At 45.8% G+C, this 20069-nt stretch carries 17 protein-coding genes; 3 read left to right on the forward strand and 14 right to left on the reverse strand.

The window, feature by feature from the left end; translation table 11 throughout:
- Positions 1-96: 96 nt before the first annotated feature.
- From recG to gmk, 11 genes are all read right to left on the reverse strand, one after another.
- Positions 97-2172 (reverse strand): ATP-dependent DNA helicase RecG, encoded by a 2076-nt coding sequence (gene recG, locus CXF86_RS07785; protein WP_102038730.1) that lies wholly within the window; start codon positions 2170-2172, stop codon positions 97-99.
- A gap of 82 nt (positions 2173-2254) precedes the next feature.
- Complete coding sequence (locus CXF86_RS07790) at positions 2255-2851, reverse strand: response regulator transcription factor (protein WP_101089483.1); 597 nt, start codon at positions 2849-2851, stop codon at positions 2255-2257.
- A 5-nt stretch (positions 2852-2856) separates the two neighbouring features.
- Positions 2857-3927: a sensor histidine kinase gene (locus CXF86_RS07795; RefSeq protein WP_101089482.1), complete on the reverse strand. Its 1071-nt coding sequence runs from the start codon at positions 3925-3927 to the stop codon at positions 2857-2859.
- A 120-nt stretch (positions 3928-4047) separates the two neighbouring features.
- Positions 4048-4749 (reverse strand): tetratricopeptide repeat protein, encoded by a 702-nt coding sequence (locus CXF86_RS07800; RefSeq protein WP_102038720.1) that lies wholly within the window; start codon positions 4747-4749, stop codon positions 4048-4050.
- Between the two features lie 126 nt (positions 4750-4875).
- Positions 4876-5799, reverse strand: coding sequence for a calcium/sodium antiporter (locus tag CXF86_RS07805; protein WP_102038721.1), 924 nt, complete (start codon positions 5797-5799; stop codon positions 4876-4878).
- Positions 5800-6020: 221 nt separating this feature from the next.
- Positions 6021-7676: an AMP-binding protein gene (locus CXF86_RS07810; RefSeq protein WP_101089479.1), complete on the reverse strand. Its 1656-nt coding sequence runs from the start codon at positions 7674-7676 to the stop codon at positions 6021-6023.
- A 274-nt stretch (positions 7677-7950) separates the two neighbouring features.
- Positions 7951-8637, reverse strand: coding sequence for a tRNA (guanosine(18)-2'-O)-methyltransferase TrmH (gene trmH, locus CXF86_RS07815; RefSeq protein WP_101089478.1), 687 nt, complete (start codon positions 8635-8637; stop codon positions 7951-7953).
- Positions 8638-8702: 65 nt separating this feature from the next.
- A complete protein-coding gene (locus CXF86_RS07820) occupies positions 8703-9086 on the reverse strand; it encodes a RidA family protein (RefSeq protein ID WP_101089477.1) in 384 nt (127 codons plus the stop codon).
- Between the two features lie 49 nt (positions 9087-9135).
- Positions 9136-11241, reverse strand: coding sequence for a bifunctional GTP diphosphokinase/guanosine-3',5'-bis pyrophosphate 3'-pyrophosphohydrolase (gene spoT, locus CXF86_RS07825; RefSeq protein ID WP_101089476.1), 2106 nt, complete (start codon positions 11239-11241; stop codon positions 9136-9138).
- A 13-nt stretch (positions 11242-11254) separates the two neighbouring features.
- Positions 11255-11536 carry a DNA-directed RNA polymerase subunit omega gene (gene rpoZ / locus CXF86_RS07830; RefSeq protein ID WP_101089475.1) on the reverse strand — a complete coding sequence of 94 codons (282 nt, stop codon included), beginning with the start codon at positions 11534-11536 and terminating at the stop codon, positions 11255-11257.
- Between the two features lie 61 nt (positions 11537-11597).
- On the reverse strand, positions 11598-12221 hold the full coding sequence (gmk, locus tag CXF86_RS07835) for a guanylate kinase (protein WP_101089474.1): 624 nt from the start codon (positions 12219-12221) through the stop codon (positions 11598-11600).
- Between the two features lie 296 nt (positions 12222-12517).
- Here gmk and CXF86_RS07840 point away from each other — a divergent pair, with 296 nt between their 5' ends.
- The 3 genes from CXF86_RS07840 (at position 12518) to CXF86_RS07850 (ending at position 15814) form a co-directional block, all read left to right on the forward strand.
- Positions 12518-13633, forward strand: coding sequence for a DUF805 domain-containing protein (locus CXF86_RS07840; RefSeq protein WP_102038722.1), 1116 nt, complete (start codon positions 12518-12520; stop codon positions 13631-13633).
- A 125-nt stretch (positions 13634-13758) separates the two neighbouring features.
- Positions 13759-14655: a nucleotidyltransferase family protein gene (locus CXF86_RS07845; RefSeq protein ID WP_102038723.1), complete on the forward strand. Its 897-nt coding sequence runs from the start codon at positions 13759-13761 to the stop codon at positions 14653-14655.
- 91 nt (positions 14656-14746) lie between these two features.
- Positions 14747-15814, forward strand: a complete 1068-nt coding sequence (locus tag CXF86_RS07850; RefSeq protein WP_102038724.1) for a phosphotransferase enzyme family protein — start codon at positions 14747-14749, stop codon at positions 15812-15814.
- 492 nt (positions 15815-16306) lie between these two features.
- Here the strand turns inward: CXF86_RS07850 and CXF86_RS07855 are convergent, their stop codons facing one another.
- The 3 genes from CXF86_RS07855 to CXF86_RS07865 all read right to left on the reverse strand — a co-directional run.
- On the reverse strand, positions 16307-16966 hold the full coding sequence (locus CXF86_RS07855) for a TorD/DmsD family molecular chaperone (protein WP_101089470.1): 660 nt from the start codon (positions 16964-16966) through the stop codon (positions 16307-16309).
- 93 nt (positions 16967-17059) lie between these two features.
- Positions 17060-17695: a DMSO/selenate family reductase complex B subunit gene (locus CXF86_RS07860; protein WP_101089469.1), complete on the reverse strand. Its 636-nt coding sequence runs from the start codon at positions 17693-17695 to the stop codon at positions 17060-17062.
- A gap of 12 nt (positions 17696-17707) precedes the next feature.
- The coding region (locus tag CXF86_RS07865; RefSeq protein ID WP_102038725.1) for a DMSO/selenate family reductase complex A subunit at positions 17708-20069 on the reverse strand (2362 nt) is incomplete at its 5' end.

Raw genomic sequence — 20069 nt, forward strand, 5'->3', positions numbered from 1 at the left:
AGTGATAAGTATAGCCTTAACCCATTTTGCAAAATAAAACGAGATTGTCTATAGGTTGAAGCTCTATTAAGAATATTTAATTTTATGGATCAGCAATTAGGCTTGAACAAACTGCTCCCGATCGCCAAGCCAGCGTTGGATAATGGCATCCACACTGTCGGGCGATTGCTGCATGACATATGGGGCAAGCTTCTGTACATGGGGGATTAAGGCTTGATCTCGCATTAAGTCAGCAATCTTCATATCGGCGATGCCAGTTTGCTTGGTGCCGAGCACTTCACCTGGGCCACGGATCTCTAAGTCACGCTGGGCGATCACAAATCCATCGTTACTTTGCCTTAGTACGCCGAGTCTTTTAATGGCGGTGGCTGACAGCGGTGGCTTATACATGAGTACGCAATGACTGGCCACGGCGCCTCGACCGACACGGCCTCTAAGCTGATGCAGTTGTGCTAGACCTAAACGTTCTGGATTTTCAATAATCATCAGACTGGCATTAGGCACGTCAACACCGACTTCAATCACTGTTGTAGCCACAAGTAGATGCAAGTCTCCAGCTTTAAAACTGGCCATAATCTGCTGCTTTTCAGCCGATTTCATTCGGCCATGTATCAGGCCAACATTGAGTTCAGGTAAGGAAATTTTAAGCTCTTGAGCTGTGTCTTCTGCTGCTTGGCACTCTAATGCCTCAGACTCTTCAATAAGCGTGCAGACCCAATAGGTTTGACGGTTATCATTCACCGCCGCTTGGCGCACTCGGTTGATAACTTCCTCTCGACGCTGATCCGATACTGCGACTGTAGTGACCGGTTTACGCCCTGGTGGAAGCTCATCGATGATTGAGGTATCTAAGTCCGCATAAGCGGTCATGGCCAATGTACGTGGAATGGGAGTCGCTGTCATAATGAGCTGGTGCGGATGAAAGCCCTGACTCACTCCTTTTTCTCGTAGGCCTAGGCGCTGATGTACTCCAAATCTATGTTGTTCATCGATGATAATTAATGCGAGCTTATTAAACACCACTTGTTCTTGGAATATAGCGTGGGTGCCAATCACAATATTGGCCGCACCCGATTCGATATCGGCTAACGATTGTATTCTGGCCTTGCCTTTTAGCTTACCGGCTAACCAGCCGACTTTTAACCCTAATGGCTCAAACCAGCTGCTGAAATTAATCATGTGCTGCTCAGCGAGTAACTCTGTTGGCGCCATCATAGCGACTTGGTATCCGCTCTCGATAGCCTGTAATGCGGCGAGTGCGGCCACTAAGGTCTTCCCTGATCCCACATCGCCTTGAACCAGTCGCATCATCGGCTCTGCTTTTTCAAGATCGGTGCTGATATCGACACCGACTCGCTGCTGTGCGCCAGTGGGTTTAAAAGGCAGTGACGCCAGAAATGGATTTAACAGCTGACCTGTTGCCGACATACTCACGGCTTTGTCTCGACGTGTTCGTTGACGTAGGCGTAGCATGCTTAAATTGTGTGCTAACAACTCCTCTTGGATAAGGCGTTGCTGTGCAGGATGTGTCCCTTGCTCAAGATCAAACTGTGAGACTTGATTATTCGGTCGGTGTAGTAACTGTAGTGCTTGTTTGAGCTCCATATGATTGGGTTGCAGATGGGGAGGCAATAGCTCTGGTAGTCCTCCCTCAGCCAGCATCACCAAGGCTTGCTCTGTTAACTTAATCCAACTTGCCTGCTTAAGGCCCTCAGTGGTGGGATACACCGGCGTTAAGGTATCACTTAGCGGCATGTCATCTTCGGCGGAGACTAACTTGTATTCAGGATGAATAATTTCACTAAAATGCTTACCGCGGCGAATTTCACCATAGGCTCGAATCACCGTGCCGGCTTCAAGACCATTCCGCTGAGCTACTGAAAAGTTGAAAAAGCGTAGGGTTAAACTGCCAGTATCATCACGTACAGTACAGGTCAGCATGCGTTTGCGACCTTGGATCACTTGGCTTGACTGGATCACCGCTTCAATGGTGCCATAACTGCCAGGATAGAGTGAAGCAATAGGGTAGATCTGAGTACGATCTTCATAACGCAGCGGCAGATGAAACAACAGATCTTGCACTGTTGTAATATCCAGCTTAGCTAATCTCTCGGCCATCTTTTTGGCGACGCCCTTGAGTTCTGTTATAGGAACAAGATCGAGACTTTGCAAACGGTTAGCACTCAAACACTGTAAATTTATACATATATTATCAGAGATATCATTTTTCGCAAATTAGCGCGTTATTTAACCATTACAACCAACCTTTTTGCTGTGCAATTCTGGCGGCATCAATACGGTTAGTTGCATGTAATTTACTGATAGCCTCAGATAAATAGTTTCTCACAGTACCTTCTGCAATAAATAGTAGCTCGGCTATGTCTGAGGTGGATTTTCCTTCGCTGGCGAGCCTTAATGCGCGGCGCTCTTTGTCATTGAGTGGGTCCATTTCGCCCACGGCCATCATTGCCAGTTCAGGATCGATTATGCGCTTACCTGCCATCACTTGGTTAATCGCTTTGATTAAGGTGTCAGAGGGAGCATCTTTTAATAGAAAGCCCCCTACACCAGATTCTATGGCACGTTTGATATAACCGGCTCTGCCGAAGGTGGTAATGATAACGATCTTAAGTGCTGGCTTATGTTGTTGGCACCAACTGGCGAGTTCGAGCCCGGTACGGCCCGGCATTTCAATATCCGTGAGCAGCAGGTCAAACTCCGTCAGTTTTAACAGTGCTAGGGCTTCGTCTCCATCAGCCGCTTGGGTAATGTCAAAGTCACCGCCTAAAGAGAGTAGCGCTGACAATGCCCCTCTCACCATGGCTTGATCTTCTGCTAACAAAATTCTCATTGGTTTCATCCTTGTGCTGGCAGAGTAATGGTAAATTGGCATTCATCATCCAACTCCCATGCCAATACCCCTTGAAATTTAGCCAGTCGCTCATTGATACCAATGAGTCCATTGCCTTGTTCGATTTTGCTCGGGCAGCCATCATCGGTAATAGCGATCCGCAGTTGAGTTGCCGTTTGCTCAAAGTGCAATTCACATCGGGTGCCCTTGCTATGGCGAACAATATTGCTACAAAGCTCCGTCAGACTCAAAATTAATTGGGTTTCTAATTCGGGCTCAAGCTTGGGGATGTTACCAATCAAACTGACACTTAAGCCCTTGTCTCGTAGTGTTTGACAAAGCTGTGTCACACTGGCGGAAAGGCCCTTGTGTTTATAACCTGAGACAGTTTGCCTTATCTGGCTCAAGCTATCTCTAGCGATGCTATTGAGTTCAGTTAATTGCAGTCGTGCTTGCTCAATATCATTATTGGCGATCAGCTTTTCGGCTAACTCGGCTTTCAAAGATATTGAGGAAAGACTGTGCCCCATAATGTCATGCAGATCGCGAGCAATGCGTTCTCGTTCTAGCATGGTCGCAAGTTGTTGGATCTCCGTTTGGCTTTTTTGTTGCTGACATTTATGCTCCACGCGTTTGCGCTCTGCAACCCCAAACAGCCCTACACCAGCAATGAGGCCTGCACCATAAATGACCCAATAATAATGGTCAAAATTAAGGCTAGCATTCAACAGCGACAGTAATCCCATTAGCCCTAATAGGCTGACAATGGCTGTTCTTAACGGGTAAAAAAAACCGAGAAAGAAGCCGGCAAAGGTAAATAATGATAGCGAGCCAGTATTAATAGGGGTCACTAATACGCCGATAATTATCATGGCTAGAATAGGTCGGTAAGCGTTAGCCGTGGTGGACCGATAAGCCCAAAAATAGCAATAAATGAAGGGCACAAGCGCCATTAAGCTTAGGGTTATTTCCCATGGCTGCATCTCATTGACAAAAATGGGGATAAGGTAAAAAACCAGATTGACGAGATATATCCAAGCCAGTTTGTCTTCTTTTGTTTGAGTTGACGTTGTCATGAAAAATTCCTATTTATACCTAAACGACTTGTTCACCACAAAGTGCTGCTTTAAAAGTGGCTTGAATATAGGAGAGTTAAGTCTAAGATTGCCGCTCTCCATCCATTGCGTTGTAGTGAATTATTGCTGGGCGCTTTGGCTATTTTGTTGCAGTAAAAATCGTGCCCAGTTGTAGTCGCTTTCGATAACTAAGGCTTGCTGCCAATCTGATATCGCGCCATCAACATCACCTAAATTTTGCTTAGCTAATCCTCGCCAAGTGTAGGCTTCAGCGTGTCCCCAGCAAATGTTATCACAAGGAATTGCATAAAACTCAATGGCTTTACTGCTTAAATCAATAGCACCTTGTTTGCTGCCACCGTATATTTCTGGTGTATTAAAGGCGGTGATTGCTTGAACTAATAGTACCCTAGGATTGGTGGGGGCCAGTGCTTTTGCTTGCGCTATCGTAGTGCCAGCTTTGGCACCATATACAGCGCCTTTACTATTATCCAAGCCAATAAGGATGCCATAAATGGATGACAGCAGGGCGAGATTGTCGGCATTGGCACTAGAGGCCGTTAGTGGTTCTAGTGTGTCTTTTGCTGATTCAAGCGCGGTGATTGCAAGCGCACGTTGGCCAAGAATATTGGCGCTAATAGCAAGTCTATAACCTGCGTATGCTTGTTGATATTCATCGCCTTGCCGAGCAAGTGACTGTAAGGTTTTTACGTCCATGTGGTTAGCTGCTGCATCGATAGCGCTAATACTAGTATTAGTGCTGTCAGCTTGAGCAAATTGGCTAATGATGGCCATTGAAGTTACGAGTAGTAATGATTTCATGTCAATCTCCTTTTGAGCCCTGTATTGGGTACAGGGCTAGTATTGAAGATTGTGAGGGAGTTTTGCAGGCACAAAAGTCATATAAAGTGCATGACAAATGTCATTTTAATCTTTGTGATAACGGCTTTAAGCCTGTGTGATCAAATAACCTATGTAAGCTAAATAGCCCAACACCAAGATGCAGCCTTCTCTACGACCAATTCGCAGACCGGTATAGGCAAAGGGGAGTAGAAGGGCTGCTAGGCCTATCATGACCAGCCAATCAAGTGGGTTAATGTCGTTGCCAATGATGGGATGGATCACCGCCGTGACACCGAGGATCCCTAAAATATTGAATAGGTTAGAGCCTACGACGTTACCGATCGCAATATCGCTTTGTCCTTTAAGGGCGGCAACGACGGAGGTCACCAATTCTGGCATGCTAGTGCCAATCGCTACGATGGTTAGCCCTATGATGATTTCGCTGATCCCGAAAGACTGCGCTAGTGCCACTGCACCATCGACAAATAATATGCCGCCGCCAACCAACATACTGATACCAATAATGATAAAGACGATGGATAGCCACTGGCTTTGATTATCCGCAGCAACCTCTTCAGAGATTTGTTTGTCGGCAGTCAAATAGCTATAGCTTAAATAGATAATTAGTAGCGTTGAAAGAATGACACCATCAACAAAGCTCAAGCCTCCATCGAGAAGTAGGCCCCAAAATAGCAGTGATGCCGCGATCATAACCGGAATGTCGCGCTTGACCATTTGCGATTCAATCTTTATCGGTCGAATCAGTGCGGTAATGCCTAATATTAGACCGATGTTGGCAATGTTTGAACCAATCACATTGCCTAATGCAATACCGCTATTGCCCGCCACCGCGGATTTAATACTCACCGCTAGCTCGGGTGCACTGGTGCCAAAAGCGACAATGGTTAAGCCGATAATTAACGGCGATAAGCCAAGCCTTAAGGCGATTTTGCTGGCACCTCTGACTAAAGATTCGGCGCCGACGGTCAAAATGATAAACCCGCCGATAATCGACAACCAAATAAACATAATGAACACTACTTATAGATAAGATAAATGGGTGGCTAGGATAGGTTTTTTTCTAAAGAGCACAACAAAAAAAACAGCTAATGGCCATTAAAGATAGTTTATTTAACCAGACCTAGTGGTAATGAGTCTCTGAACCATTGCCTTGCCTAAATTAACGGCTAACCTGATATGAAACGCGCACCAAAAGGTGCGCTGTTGTATGCCAAAAATATCACTATAGGCTAGATTTCGTCTTCCCAGCAGATCTTGCCGCCGCGAATACCATCGACCTTTTCGCTGAAACTCTTCTCAAGTATATGACGTTTGATCTTAAGCGTTGGGGTTAACACGTCGTTATCGACATCCCATTTATCGGTGACAACTACAATCGCATCAACCGTTTCGTGAGATTCAAGATGAGGATTCACCGCATCTAAGGTCTTTTTAAGTGACGCCTTCACCTCTTCTCTAGGTTGCAAAGAGGCACCTTCAGATAGTTGTACCAGTGCAATTGGGTGTGGCAGACCTGAACCAATAACGCAAATCATCTCTACGTGAAGATCTTGTGCCAGTTTTCGCTCAATAGGCACTGGCGCAACGTACTTACCTTTAGAGGTTTTAAAGTTATCTTTAACGCGGCCTGTGATGGTGACGTAACCATCGTCATCAATACTCACTAAGTCGCCAGTGTAGAAATAACCTTCTTCGTCAAAACACGCGGCACTTTCTTCGGGCTGCTTATAATAACCTTGCATCAATCCAGGGCTCTTAACCATCAACTCACCGACATCTGTTTGCTTAATGGTGCAACCTTCAACAGCGCGACCCACGGTGCCAATTTTACTGGCATCAAACGGATTGTTAATGATCGAGTAAGCGCAATTTTCAGTCATACCCCAAGCTTCGGAGATATTGAGACCAATTTTGTGGTACCAGCTCACGAGCGAGGGTGGAATTGGCGCAGAACCAGAACCGAGTAAATGGCAATGTTCAAGGCCCAAGCCTGCATGGATTTTACGTTTTACGATACCACTAATAATCGGTATTTTAAGTAACAAGTTGAGCTTGCTGTCGCCAATTTTGTCGATAATGTTTTTTTGGAATAGGCTCCAAAGACGAGGCACTGAGAAGAATACCGTGGGTCTTGCACGCTGGACATCGGCGACAAAGCTATCGAGGCTTTCCACAAAGGCCACGCTGCTACCTGAATAGAATGAAGAGCCTTCCATCGCTACTCGCTCGGTGATGTGTGCTAACGGTAAGTATGAAATTAATCTGTCTTCGCCATCCGTTTTTAGATCACGAACAACTGCGTTACAGGTCCAAGCATAACTGGCAAAAGTTTGAATCGCGCCCTTGGGCTTTCCGGTTGAACCTGAGGTGTAAACCAGCGTCATGATCTGCTCAAGCGTCGGCAGTGGAGCATCGACTAAAGGCTGGCCAAGAGTGAGTAGTTTATCCCAGTGATATTGGGCTGGCATGGTGTCGTAAGGCATTGCCATACGTAAAATTTCACCGCCAACGCCAGACTCTTGATCGGCCCAGTAATCCAACTTACCGATGAATATTGCTTTTGATTCACTGTGCTCAAGTGTGTAGCGGATGGTATCGGCATTGGCTGTTGGATAAATAGGTACGCTAATATACCCGCCATGCATCAGGGCGAGATCTGTGATAAACCATTCGGCGCAGTTTTTAGACAGAACGGCAATTTTATCGCCTGGATTAAGCCCTAAATGTTTAAGTGCCCCCGCAATCTGTTGCATTGTCGTTTGTACATCGCGCCAAGTAAAAGTCTTATATTGACCGTCAATAGGCTGCTTTAGATAGACTTGATCGCCTTGCTTTTCGACCCAATGTTCAAGCATCTCAATTGGGGTTTTCATAGATGATTCCATCGCATTTCCATATTGATTATTATTAATTCCAATCCAGTCGGCTGATTACTTTTTGTTTTAATCGTTCGTTTAACAGACTGATGTCGCTAATATTGAGTATGGCGAAAAATGTGATCTATGACAACTTTTTCAAACGCTCGTTACAATTTCGCGCAATGATGCCGTTAAAGCGTGTCTTTGGGTTTAAAAGAGTGGTAGGTAAATCGAGGGACTTTATGGGTAAGAGCTGGCCTGATTGGTCAGCACTTATTGAACATTTATGAAAGTGGTGTTGTTATGCAGACGGTTCGCGCATTTTTTGCCACCATTGTTCATCAGCCACAATTTGGCCAGTGTCATCAATGCCGGGATAGGCAAGCTTCTTACGGCGGCAGGCTTTGGCGTAGATAGGGTGGCCTTGTTCAAACAGTTTTATTTGGCAATAGGCGTCATCAAGTTTGCGGGTTCCGTACATGCCTGCAGCTTCGCGTTGACGCTGCGCTTCATACACAATCAGTGCGCCAGCCACCGAGACATTGAGTGATTGCACCATGCCTATCATTGGAATAATAATATGCTGATCTGCTGCTGCAATGCCTGCTGCACTCACGCCATCGCGCTCATTACCTAAAATAATGGCCGTTGGACGAGTGTAATCTATTTCGCGAAAGTCGACGGCGGTCGGAGAAAAAGTGGTCGCGAGGATCTGCATATCTTGCCGACGAAACTCCTCTACTGCATGGCCCATCGTATGATGAACTTGTGTTTTAACCCATTGCTGACTACCTGATGCCGTATTGCCCGAGACACGCATCTCCAGCTCAGCCCAGACCGCATGAACCTCATGGATCCCAACAGCGTCGGCGCTACGGATCACTGCTGCAATGTTATTGCTTTTATGCACAGTGTCTAAGCAAAGGGTGAGATCAGGTTGGCGATTATCTAGCATCTGGTTGATACGGGCGAAACGTTCAGGACTCATGGTGTTCTTCTTAAATGTTATCAATAAAAAAGGGCGCCGAAGCGCCCTGTTTTTGGCTGAATGGATTAAACCTCCATTACGCCATCCATCTCTACTAGCGAGCCTTTCGGTAGCTGACTTACACCGATAGCCGCACGAGCGGGATAAGGTTGCTCAAAATAGCGACCCATAATTTCGTTTACAGTGGCAAAGTTACTTAGGTCTGTCATGAAGATGTTGAGTTTAACAATATCACTTAATGAACCACCAGCAGCAGCACAAACCGCGGTTAGGTTTTCAAAAACCTGGACCACTTGTGCGTCAAATTCTTCACTGACCATTTGCATCGTTTCAGGGTTCAGTGGGATCTGACCTGATAAATAAACGGTGCTGCCTACTTTTACTGCTTGAGAATAGGTGCCGATAGCTTGTGGTGCTTTGTCGGTAGCAATGATGATTTTCTCTGCCATGATTATCCCTTTATCTGTATTAAGTAAACTAATGTTTAGGTTAAATGAGCTAGCGGTTACGCGACGTTCGCAGTACTTCAGGGAGCACCCTAATGCGGCGCATCACGTTGGCTAAATGAATACGATCTCTCACAGAAATACGCAGGTTGATGAGGAATACACGCCCATCTCGCTCTTCTGTGGTTAAATTATGAATATTGGAGCCTTCAGCTGCCACAATAGAAGTAATTTTAGCGAGTGCACCTTGGTGGTTTACTATCTCTACGCGCAAGTTTGCTTGATACTCAACACCCTCGGCACTATCCCACTGCACAGGAATATACTTATCTGGCTCACCTTGGTAGCCACGAATATTGGCGCAGCTTTCCATATGCACCACTAAGCCCTTACCTGGACTAACGTGGGCAATAACCGCATCCCCTGGGATCGGGCGACAGCAGTTAGCAAAGGTGACCAACATACCATCAGCGCCACGAATGGGCATGGTATAGGATTCTCTGTGCTCCTGCGTATCGACTTGATCGCCACGTAAACGTTGGGCAATAACAATACTCATCGCATTACCAAGGCCAATATCAGCGAGTAACTCGTCAAGCGTATCGTGCTTGGTATCATTAACGACTTTATCGATGTGCTCTTTAGACAAGTCATCTAGCTTGGTTTCGCCTAACGCATGGTTTAATAAGCGCTTGCCGAGCAAGATAGCATCTTCTCCTTTGAGACTCCTAAGCAACTGACGGATCTTAGAACGCGCTTTACCGGTCACTACAAAGTTGAGCCAAGCAGCATTGGGACGTGCGCCCTTAGCGGTAATAATCTCAACGGTTTGACCTGAAATAAGTGCTTGGCTTAATGGATACGCTTGACGATTAACTCGAGCGCCGACACAGGTGTTACCTACATCGGTATGCACTTCATAAGCAAAATCGACCGCTGTAGCGCCATCTGGTAGCTCTAAAATACGACCTTCAGGGGTGAAGACGTAGATCTCTTCTGGGAATAACTCGGTTTTAAAGTTCTCCACAAACTCAAAAGAGGTGCTGGCGCTTTGTTGCAATTCAAGTAGGCTCTGCATCCATTTGCGGGCACGCACTTGTGTCGTCGTGCCTTGCTCTTGTGAGCTACCTTTCTTGTATAACCAATGTGCCGCAACCCCTTTATCAGCCATTTGGTCCATATCTTCAGTCCTAATTTGGATCTCAACGGGTACGCCGTGAGGACCAAAGAGTGAAGTGTGTAATGATTGATAGCCATTGGCTTTAGGGATAGCGATATAATCTTTGAATCGACCTGGACGCGGCTTATAAAGGCCATGCATGGCACCCATTACGCGGTAGCAGGTGTCGATTGAGTCAACGATGACTCTGAAGGCATAGATATCCATGACCTCTTGGAACTGCAGTTCTTTATTACGCATCTTGTTATAGATGGAATAGAGGTTCTTTTCACGACCTTTGACAGTGCCTTCAAGGCCAGTGTCATCTAATCGTGTCGCAACGGCAGCTTCGATACTTTGAATAAGCTCTTTACGATTGCCTCGTGCGGCTTTCACCACTTCTCTCAATACACGATAACGCATCGGATAATAGGCTTGAAAACCTAATTCCTCTAACTCGCACTTAATATTATGAATACCAAGACGGTTGGCGATAGGGGCATAAATTTCGAGAGTTTCACGGGCGATACGACGGCGCTTATCGGGCCGCAGTGCACCTAAAGTGCGCATGTTGTGTGTTCTATCGGCAAGCTTGATTAAGATGACCCGTATATCTTGAGTCATAGCCATCATCATTTTACGGAAGTTTTCAGCTTGAGCTTCTTTCTTGTCGCGAAATTTTAGCTTATCGAGCTTAGATACACCTTCAACCAATTCGGCAATAGACTCACTGAATTTTTCAGCCAGTTCCTCTTTGGTAACAGGGGTGTCTTCGATAGTGTCGTGCAGAAGTGCGGCCATAAGCGTCTCATGATCGAGACGCATATCGGCCAGGATGCGGGCAACCGCAACCGGATGGGTAATATAAGGTTCGCCACTCGTGCGCATTTGACCTTCATGGGCATCGCGCGCCACCTGATAGGCCTGCTTGAGTAATGCTACCTGCTCAGGTTCTAAATAACCTGAAGCTGACTCTTTGAGACCTTCAAACAGATACAAGTGGCTCTACTCCTTATATAGCGTTACGGCCTTCAGCGATGGCAGCAACAGCAGCAATTTCAGCTGCTTCACGTTCACGAACTGTTTGGCGCTCATCAGCATCCAAAGTCGCAGCGGTGACTAAACCTAGCTCGATTTCGCGCAAGGCGATAACCGTTGGCTTGTCGTTCTCTTCGTCAACCATAGGATCTTTACCCTGTACGGCGATTTGGCGAGCACGACGCGCAGCAATCAGAATCATATCAAAACGGTTGCCGATTTTATTTACGGCATCTTCTACAGTTACGCGAGCCATGTGGGGAAACTCCAGTGGTTTATTGATTGGAAAAATGACGCAAAATTGTACATGAAGACAGTTAGCCTGCCAACAGATCTTTAATCATATCATTTTGGGTATGAATTTGGCTAGCACAGGTTAGTCTTTGGCTGCGAATGATCGCTAAAAGATCGGCCTGGGCCTTGTCGAAATCATCGTTCACTAAAATAAAGTCAAATGCATTGTAGTGTGACATCTCTGAAACAGCCTGTGCCATGCGGCCATCAATGACCTCTTGGCTATCTTGTCCGCGGCCTGTAAGGCGACGTTCTAGCTCGACTCTTGAGGGTGGAAGAATAAATATTCCAATCGATGTGGGCATCAATTTTTTAACTTGCTCGGCACCTTGCCAGTCAATATCGAGAAAAACGTCGATACCTTTAGCCAGTGTTTGCTCAATGGTCACACGTGAAGTGCCATAGTAGTTACCGAAGACTTCGGCCCATTCAAAAAAAGCATTGCCTTCGATTAACCCTTTAAACTCATCTTGATTTACAAAGTGATAATGCTGGCCATGTTCTTCACCTGGACGAGGTTGACGCGTGGTATGTGATACCGACACTTGCATATCAGCGGGCTGATCTTTTAACAGAGCTGATATGAGTGATGATTTACCTGCGCCACTTGGCGCTGAGACGATAAATAGGTTTCCGCGTGCAGTCATGATTTGCGTATCCGGTGCTTTAGCCCATTTGAGGGCAAGTGAAAAGATTTAGCGCGACATTATACAGTCTAGGGCGATATTTGCGCTAGTCATGACAGTTTGGCCTGATAATATTTTATTCTAGCGGCACTTTTCGGACTAATTTTGCTGTATCCGCCTAAAACACTGACATCTTCAGGCAAATTGGGTAGGCTATTTCTTTAGGTTTGAACATAAGAACCAGCTTGATTTGTAGTTAAGCGGATAGCGATCCGTTTATTAGTCAGATTCCATTGAGAAGGTAGGTATATCAAGGTATGCAGTTTACGACGCTTTTTTGTTTAGTCGGTCGCGACAACGGCCAACGGTTCGCCAGTATCAGTGGCTTGGTTTTCTTTGTTTTGTTGTTGGCAGCAGTGGTGTCGGACTCTGCATCGGTCCTGTATATCGTCGGCCTGCTACTGGCGCCAATATTGGCATTAACCAGTCTTAGGCGATTGCGTGATACTGGTAAATCATCAAAACTGGCGGCACTGACGCTGGCACCATGGGTGTTGATTATGCTGACACTAGCGCATATCGACAGCGTGATGTTGCTGATCACTCTTATGCTCTTTGCTGGATTGGCGATTGGTTATGTGGCTATGTTGCCCGCAATCTCAGTCAGTCATTACAAGCAGGGCTATTCGGGGCCGATAGACATTAGCGCCAATGTAACGGTAAATAATGCTCGAGTACGAGTCGAACCTACATTAAGCGACGCTAAGTCTGACGTTGACGCGCACTCAGCGGCTTTTGTTGACCCAACCGCAGGTATCAAAGAGTGCAGCACTGCATCCTCTAATGAAAATGAATCGGATACACTAACATCGCGCAGATCTAATAAGAGCAGTGCGAGTTTGATGCAGCTACAGCATTGGTTACTGGAGCATAAAAAGGTCGCGTTTTCTGCTGTCGCTTCATTAATGCTGGTGATGCTATTACTTAGCGTTTGGTCAATGATCCCAAGCGATGATGTGATTGCCGCAGAGCAAGATATTGCTGAGGCGGGAAGCATCGCTAGTAAACCTGTCATCGCGCGTGAAATTACCACACTACCAGATGGGTTTAGCTTGGTGCTTGAAGATGATGTGTTAATCGTAAGGTGGCTTGGTGAAACTGGCTCGCCGACAAAATTATGGTCGCTTGCCACTGCCAAAGGGGATAGAGCATGTTCAGCGCTGACGTTTAATAACGGCACTGAATATCGCACCGTTGCGGTCGATCTATTGGCTGATACCGGTACAGAAGCCCGCTTTTCCCCCCTCGACACTAAAGCGATTATTGTGGATATGGCACGCCGAGGCAATGTGAGTTTGTGTGGCTATAACTTTAGTTTGAAAGGCAGCCAAGCAGCCATTGGAAAAGTGGCCGCATTCTCTACCTATTTATAAGCTGCTGTATCAGTATGATGTAATAGTGGAAATTAGCGGGGAGAGTCATTAAACTGCTTCGCCTTAACTTTATATGCTACGTCGTGTGGTTATAGCGATGATTAGAGCGCTTGATAGGTAACACAATGCCAGATTTAACCTTGGTTATTCTTGCCGCCGGTTTAGGCACCCGTTTTGGTGGTGATAAACAGCTTGCGGCACTCGGTCCCAATGGCGAGACCATGCTGGAGTTATCACTGCAAAGCGCGCATCGAGCCGGCTTTACAAAAGCAGTGTTAGTGATTCGGCCGGAACTGGCCGACACTTTAGATATGCTATTAGAGAATAAGTTACCCAGTGATTTTGTTTGTGACTACTGCATACAGTCACTTGATGACCTACCTGTATCCGCGGTGCAATATGCGGATGTAGCATCGCGTAAAAAACCTTGGGGAACAGCACATGCCCTCTGGAGTGCAAGAAAGCTGGTATTGGGACCAATGGCGGTTATTAATGCTGATGACTTTTATGGCGATAGTGCATTTATCTTGTTGGCTCAAGGGCTACTCAAAAACACTGACGATTGGATGATGGTTGCCTATCCGATTAACTTAACCTTGTCAGATAATGGCGGTGTTAATCGTGGTTTATGCGCAGTGGAAAATGGCAAACTAGTCGATGTTGCAGAATGGCTAGACATTCAATCGCATTCAAATGGATTGGTTGGCACTCTTGCTGGTAAGCGGGAAAATATTGCAGACAATGGGTTGGTATCGATGACATGTTGGGGCTTTAAACCCGATATTTTTGATGTTATTGAAACGCAGTTAAGCCGCTTTTTCATTGAACATGGCCAGCTCGCTAAAAGTGAGTGCTACTTGCCGAGTGTAGTGCAAGCGAGATTGCAAGAAAGTGCTAATAGTCATACCGATACTCGGAGTGTTTATGTCAGTGTGGCACAGGAATCTTGGTATGGGGTCACTTACCCAGAAGATGCCGAGTGGGTTAAACAGAAATTATTGGAAAAATTAGCGGCATCTTAAACAGAGCGGCTAATTCATAATGAGTTTGCACGAAAAACCTGCATGATAAACAGGTAGAAGCAACGATATTGACAGAGAACTGGAGAGTTGGGTGATTGATTTTATAAGACAAAACGTTTTGTCGCATTTTGGTGAAAAGATGGACAATGCCAAGGTGTCCCCATTGGGGAATGGCCATATAAACCATACTTTTCTGGTACGCTGGCCAGCAGGTGAGATGGTGTTGCAAAAAATCAATACACAAGTGTTTACTACGCCAGATGCCTTGGTGAATAACGCAGACCGGATCAGTCGACATTTAGCGGCCAAAAAACAAGCAAAACAATACCAGTTACAAGTTGTCTCTCCGGAGTTAACGCAAGAGGGCGCCTTGTCGATTGATCTCGGTAAGCATGGATATTGGCGGGCGATGAATTACTTGCCTCATAGCCACAGTGTTGATGTTGTTAGTACTGAATCTCACGCTGAAATAGCGGCTCAAGCCTTTGGTCACTTCTCTGGTGCTTTAAGCGATCTCGATGCGGAGTTGCTTGAAGATGTTATTCCCAATTTTCACCATCTTCCTGGACGCATCGAGCTGCTGTCGAAAGCTGTCGCGCAAGATACTAAGGCACGCTTAGGTGAGTGTCAGCAATGGGTTGATTTCGTTATGGCGCAAACAGAATTGCTGCAGGAACTCGCGCAAGTGGAAGCTACGTTGCCGCGGCGCATTTGCCATAACGACACCAAAATTAATAACATGTTGTTTGATAAGCGCGACATGAGTAGTTTGGCGATTATTGACCTTGATACCTGCATGAAAGGTTATTTAATGTATGACTTTGGCGATATGGTGCGGACTTTTTGCAGTCCTGAAGAGGAAGATTCAACGGCGCTTGATAACGTGCAGGTGCGCGAGTCTATTTTCGCTGCCATTTGTAAAGGTTATCTGGGCGAGCTTGCGCCGATATTGTCTGATGTAGAGCGACAAAGTTTGTGGCTAGGTGCAAGGGTGATCTGTTTAATGATCGGGGTTAGGTTTTTAACCGACCATCTCAATGGCGACGTGTATTTTCATATTCATCATGAGGGTCACAATCTTGAGCGCGCGGCTAATCAATTTACTTTGTATCAAAGTTTATTGAGCCAACAAGATACTCTTAGCGCTTATTTGAAATAAGTGATTAATTTCTAACTCACTGAATAAATGGGATTATAATCGATCTATTTGGCCAGCGATAAAGTCATTGAGGGTTAACCTAGGTGGCTTACCTATCGACTTATATGGACTCAATTTATCTATCTGATCCACTTCACAATAAAAGTCATGCCTAAGGGATGGCTTTATCTATTTTCAAACATATCCACTTGCTAATCCTTTGGCTGTAACCAAGCATCTCTCATCGTTTCCTCTTCGGCTAGAAAGCTTACCGTCTTCAATAAAGTCTGATGCGCAATAGCATATTATTGGAAATAGTCGGCAGACTGTCAGGCCTTCATTTCTAATACCAGTTGCATTAAAAGTTTGAGGCGCTCTGAATTGATCAAATACCTAGTGCAATGGGTATAATGCACGTTGTGATTGGTACGTGCCAATGATGATTTACCGCGAATAAGAGAGCCCCATAAAACTGAGGCGATATACACTCTTCGTTGATGTGAATCTTAGCGACTAACGATATAAGCGTGTCGTTATTGGAACTAGGTTTAATTTTTGGATCAGTCCCTCTAAATAGGCTTGAGTCAGCAATGCTATGCCGCGATAGAAGTCGGTTCTGGCATGCTCAGTCATAAGTTCCAGGCAACGACCGGACCAGGGGAGTAAGTGTTGCTGAAGCAGGATCATGCAGCTGCGCTCCAGTGGTTCGCTATCTTCTGTTTGTGCCCATTGGCTAAGCATCTGATCCAAGACGGCGAAAAACAGGCCGATATGATCCACCGGTTGATTGCTATCGAGCTCGAAGCTGATCCCTTGCTCTTGATAAAAAGCCATCAGTGCCATAGTCGACTTGTCATTGAGGAGTTGCCTCTCACTCAAGTAGACCGATCCCCAAGGTACGGCATTGGGTTCACCCGGACCATAGAAGAGTTGTGCATAATCCAATTTTAAGGCTTGTTGTTTATCTACAGTCCATTGACCGAGATAGTTGGATAGTAACTCTCGACCACTCTTTTCTTCGGCAGATGACGTACACTCAGGCCAGCTTTGGGCCACACAATGCCCAATAAAACCCTGGATCAATTCAGGTGTCGGATCGTTAAATAAGACATTGTGAAGAATGCGCGCAATGCCTTGATATTCTAAGATCTCATTTTCAGTAAGGGATGACATACTAACCTCATTTGTTGCACTAAAATTTGTCGGGACTAATTGCAAGAACCAGCAAAAAAGATGCCATTCAAAATGAATGGCATCAAGCGGGGGTTAAACTTCTGAGTTGTTTAATACTTTCCCATCGGTGCTGCTACTAGGGCGAGCGTGGCGGTTAGGTTTCATCAACAAGTTTGGTGAGGTTACGCTGCTATTTGGCATAGGCGCAAAGTTAGGTTGAACTGCACCTGGGTATTTAGCCTTAAGTTCATCCATGGTACCAAAATCAATAGCACGCATTGGGCAAGACTCGACACATGAAGGTTGTTTACCCTCGGCCAGACGCTCAAAACAACCATCACATTTGGTCATTACCTTACGATCTTTGTCTATTTGTGGTGCATCGTATGGACAGGCTCTTGCGCAGCTTTCACAACCGATACACAGATCCGCAGCCACATGAACTAAACCATCTTCGCGGCGCTTGTGCATCGCGCCAGTCGGACAAGCCTTAACACACACAGGCTCAGAGCAGTGGTTACAACCTAAAGAGGTGTAATAAGCGAAAACATCTTGGTTGATACTACCGTCAGCATTCTCTGTCCAAGTACCACCGCCATATTCATACACACGACGCCAGTTGATACCTACAGGAAGATCTTTGCGATCTTTGCAGGCGATTTGGCAGGTTTTACAACCAGTACATTTACTTGCATCGACATAAAAGCCGTATTGAACATTATTACTCATTGTAAGCTCCTATTAGGCTTTACGGATTTCAACTAGGTTAGTGTGTTGTGGGTTACCCTTGGTGATAGGGGTCGTTCTATGCGTGGTTAACACATTTAAACAACCACCTTTATCAACGCTGCCACCTGGTTGGAACCATGCGCCTTGACCTAAAGCTGTTACGCCGATCATGATTCTTGGAGTGACTTTAACTTCAACTTCAATGGTGCCACGGTCATTAAATATGTGGACTTTATCTCCGGTTGCTAGCCCGCGAGATTGAGCATCAATCGGGTTCATCCAAACAGCATCTTGTACTGCTTCACGCAGCCAAGGCACGTTATGGAAACTGGAGTGAGCACGGCCTTTGGTGTGATAGCCCGTTAGCTGTAGCGGATATTTCGCCTTCATGGCGGTATCTTCGAAGCCTTCCCAAGTCGGTACATACTTAGGTAATGCTGAAATCACATCGCCTGGCTTAAGTTTCCAGGTTTTGGCTTTTTCAGCTAACTGAGAAGAGTAGATCTCAATCTTACCCGATGGTGTGCCAAGCTTATTATTTACCGGATCTTTACGGAAGTCTTCCAGGACAATATAGCTACCGTCTGGCAGATACTTACGATGGATACCTTGCTTGAGCATCACCTCTTTTACAGGCAGATCTGGCGTAGCAGCTTTGGCTGTAGCATAGAAGCCATCTAACCAATCTTTACGAGTTTTACCTTCGGTGAATTCAGCTTCTACACCCATACGCTTAGCAAGGTCGACACAGATTTCATAGATAGGACGAGATTCGAACATAGGGTCAACGCTCGTGCTCATCTGGATAAGTGTAGCGGTATCACCAGCGGCATAACTTTGGTTGACTAAATCTTCTGACTCTAACCAAGATACGTCAGGTAGCAAGATATCTGCGTACTTAGCACTTGGTGTCATCCAGTTATCAACGACTAGAATGAATTCACACTTAGATTCATCGCCAACAATTTTAGCTGTTTTATTGACATCAGAGTGTTGGTTGATTAATGCATTACCGCCATAGTTGATAATGGCTTTAATGTCATGACCTAGCTTACCATCGCCGTTTGCATCAAGCAGCTCTTTAGGTAGTGCGACACCATCGCTCAAAACGGTCATATTCTTGCCGTCTTCAACGGCTTGGGTCCATGTAAAGAAAGAAATACCTTTCGTTACAGGGTTGCTTCCAGCTGGCATAGAAGGGGCAGTCATTGAAGACCCTTTACATAAACCACCACAGTTAGTGCCCGGCAGACCAAGCTGACCTAAAAGAATCGGCAGCATGTAGCCAGCGCGAGTGTTATTTTCACCTGCAGCTTGACGGTTTAGTGAGGCTGCAATTTGGATAAATGGCGCTTTAGCCGCCGCCAATTCTCTTGCTAACTCAATGATGACATCTTCGGCAATACCTGTGATCTTGGCAGCCCAAGCAGGGGTTTTAGCATTCACGCCCGGAGTTGAGTCACCAGCCGTTTTGTTATCTAAAATATAAGATTTGTAGCTTTCTTCATATCCTACGCCAGCAGGCATAGTCTTCTCATCGTAGCCAACACAGTATTTATCAAGGAAAGCTTGATTCACGGTATTAGTGGTTATCCACTCGTAAGCTAAGGCTTCGAACAATGCCGCATCTGTACCTGGACGAATCGCTAGCCATTGATCTTCTTTACCGACAGCCGAATCGGTATAGCGTGGATCGATGATGATAGTCTTAAATTTCTTGCTTTGCTTCAGTGATAAGAAGTCGTAAGCCTCACCTGAACCACTCATGCGGATCTCAGATGGGTTATAACCAACCATTAGCACAAGATCTGAGTTCTTCATTTCAGAAACAGAGCTGCCTTGCCAACCTGGACCAGCAGAACCGTATGTTTTTCCTGCTGCTTCATAGATTTGCGACCAGCTATAATCGCCATTAGAGTTCAGGAAACCGCCTTTAAGGTTCATTAAACGCTTAAGACAGCCGGTACCTGAAAAGTGATAACGTGCACCTGAATCATAGGTAAAGTGTACTGACTCGTTGCCATACTGATCGATAGTATCTTGCAGCTTTTCAGCAACAATATCTAAAGCCTCATCCCAAGTGATACGCTCAAACTGTCCTGCACCACGAGGGCCTACACGTTTCATTGGGTACTTTAATCTGTCGGGAGCATAAACACGCTTACGTAGTGAGCGGCCACGAGGGCATGCACGTACATCATGATCGCCATACTTATCACTAACCGTAAAGTTTGACTCCACTCGGGTAATGACACCCTCTTTAGAGTACACGCGAACTGGACAGTTAGAGCCACAGTTAACCAAACAAGCCGACCAGTTCATCTTCTCAACAGCCGTTGTCGGTGTAGTTGGTGCGACGACTTCAGCATCACTT

The organism is Shewanella sp. GutCb (genome assembly GCF_002836135.1).
Taxonomy (GTDB): Bacteria; Pseudomonadota; Gammaproteobacteria; order Enterobacterales; family Shewanellaceae; genus Shewanella.

Coding starts and splice junctions, on each gene's coding strand:
- CXF86_RS07790 (WP_101089483.1), bottom strand. CDS start 2,851: ATGAGAATTTTGTTAGCAGAAGATCAAGCCATGGTGAGAGGGGCATTG.
- CXF86_RS07795 (WP_101089482.1), bottom strand. CDS start 3,927: ATGACAACGTCAACTCAAACAAAAGAAGACAAACTGGCTTGGATATAT.
- CXF86_RS07800 (WP_102038720.1), bottom strand. CDS start 4,749: ATGAAATCATTACTACTCGTAACTTCAATGGCCATCATTAGCCAATTT.
- CXF86_RS07805 (WP_102038721.1), bottom strand. CDS start 5,799: ATGTTTATTTGGTTGTCGATTATCGGCGGGTTTATCATTTTGACCGTC.
- CXF86_RS07810 (WP_101089479.1), bottom strand. CDS start 7,676: ATGGAATCATCTATGAAAACCCCAATTGAGATGCTTGAACATTGGGTC.
- trmH (WP_101089478.1), bottom strand. CDS start 8,637: ATGAGTCCTGAACGTTTCGCCCGTATCAACCAGATGCTAGATAATCGC.
- CXF86_RS07820 (WP_101089477.1), bottom strand. CDS start 9,086: ATGGCAGAGAAAATCATCATTGCTACCGACAAAGCACCACAAGCTATC.
- rpoZ (WP_101089475.1), bottom strand. CDS start 11,536: ATGGCTCGCGTAACTGTAGAAGATGCCGTAAATAAAATCGGCAACCGT.
- gmk (WP_101089474.1), bottom strand. CDS start 12,221: ATGACTGCACGCGGAAACCTATTTATCGTCTCAGCGCCAAGTGGCGCA.
- CXF86_RS07840 (WP_102038722.1), top strand. CDS start 12,518: ATGCAGTTTACGACGCTTTTTTGTTTAGTCGGTCGCGACAACGGCCAA.
- CXF86_RS07845 (WP_102038723.1), top strand. CDS start 13,759: ATGCCAGATTTAACCTTGGTTATTCTTGCCGCCGGTTTAGGCACCCGT.
- CXF86_RS07855 (WP_101089470.1), bottom strand. CDS start 16,966: ATGTCATCCCTTACTGAAAATGAGATCTTAGAATATCAAGGCATTGCG.
- CXF86_RS07860 (WP_101089469.1), bottom strand. CDS start 17,695: ATGAGTAATAATGTTCAATACGGCTTTTATGTCGATGCAAGTAAATGT.